General features: G+C 46.3%; 1 protein-coding gene. It reads left to right on the forward strand.

The genetic code is table 11. The features are described from left to right. Nucleotides 1-115: 115 nt before the first annotated feature. The gene (locus IE099_RS20535) at nucleotides 116-799 is read left to right on the forward strand and encodes an SMI1/KNR4 family protein (protein ID WP_189574683.1); all 684 of its coding nucleotides are present in this window, start codon (nucleotides 116-118) and stop codon (nucleotides 797-799) included. The last annotated feature ends 828 nt before the right edge of the window (nucleotides 800-1627 follow it).

The raw sequence follows: 1627 nt of genomic DNA on the forward strand, positions 1-1627 counted from the left end.
CCACAAATCCGACCGCGCTGGCGAGTCGGGGGTTGACGGGAGGATGGAAGGTGATAGAAGTATTGAAAGCGCGCTGAGTCGGTCGGATTGGGTGTGCTGAGACGTTATGCTTGAAATGGACTTCAAAGAACTGATCTGCGAAGTTAGAACGTTTTCTGAGCGACTTCGAGACCTATCTGGCGAAGTGGAGTTGTCTATTGAGATCGCACCACCAATTGAAGATGCTCGAATCGCTCAATACGAAAAGCGATGGCCAAAGGGCATTCCTAATTCGTTGCGAGAATTATGGACAACAGGATCAGAGCAGATAAATTGCCCGTATGCTTGGACTCCTTTGGATGGGGATCAGCAACGACTAGAACGAATTTTCGAAGGACAAGATTCAATCTATGGAGGAGTAAGATTTAACTCGTCAGAATCAATTTTTCCAGGAAACTCTGGTTACGATCAAAACGATAGGGACTTTGAGTATACTCTAGGGAAGGAGGGGTTGTCGTTATGGTGCCGGTCTGCAGTCATTCTTGATGTTGGAAACGGAGACTGTCTCGGTCTTGATATTAAAGAGGATTATGACGATCCGCCCGTAGTTTACCTTGTTCATGATGATGACTCGAGTTCAGTTATTTCGAAGTCGTTCAAAAAATTCCTTTCTGATTGGGCGCAGTTATCATTCATAGGGCCTGAATATTGGTTGCTAGACTACTGGATTGACCAGGATGGATTCATTGATATCGACAAATACAAGACAAGTGAATTGGCGGTTTTGTTGACACCGTCAAAACCGAAATACGAGGCATAACAATGCGCAGCACCACAAATCCGACCGCGCTGGCGAGTCTGAGATTGACTGGGGGAAGGGACGTGGTAGAAGTATTGAAAGTGCGCTGGTTCGGTCGGATTGGGTGTGCTGAAACGTTCGACTAAAAATGGACGTGTTGTAAGCTGGGAAAAGCTCCAATAATAGTTTCGATGAAAATTGAGTTTTCTGATTTCAAGGTAACCTTACCCTATGAACTCCAAGACGTCGTCTATGTCTTTCGAAATGGGCATACTTATCGAGCTAAAATCAGACGAATTGAAGTTGAGGCAAGGCCCAATACAGGTAGCGGAAATATCATAATTGAGTTAAAGGCGACCTTATTCTTTTCAGGTTCTGAGCATAAGATCGAGTTCGGATGTTTCTCGAGAAGCAAAGAGAATGCTCCATTTAGTGTGTTCCCAAGAAAAATACGAATTTCTCGTTGTAACGGGGTCTCTTATCCGAGGGGTTTAGGGCGGTCTAGCAAGGCTGACGAATCTGAATGGGTGCCCTAGCTACTGTGTTAGTGCGGCGCACTAAGATTCTCTACGTGAGGCGTGCATGAAAATCTGGGTCTTTGCTGAGAGTCTTGACAAAGTCTGTCGAACAATGCGCAGCACCACAAATCCGACCGCGCTGGCGAGTCGAAGGCTTGACGGGAGGAGGGGAGGTGGTAGAACTATCGAAAGTGCGCTGAGTCGGTCGGATTGGGTGTGCTGAGACGTTCGCTTAGAATCGTATTATTCGGACGATTTTTTCTGCTTTGACGAGTCAGTGGAACACTGGCTTTTTCGAGGTGAACTCAAAGTTGGCTCCTCGGATTTGTTC

The sequence above is a fragment of the Roseibacillus persicicus genome, assembly GCF_014651675.1.
GTDB classification, from domain to species: domain Bacteria; phylum Verrucomicrobiota; class Verrucomicrobiia; order Verrucomicrobiales; family Akkermansiaceae; genus Roseibacillus; species Roseibacillus persicicus.

Excerpts from the sequence above, each read along its gene's own strand:
- IE099_RS20535 (WP_189574683.1), top strand. The coding sequence starts at position 116 with ATGGACTTCAAAGAACTGATCTGCGAAGTTAGAACGTTTTCTGAGCGA.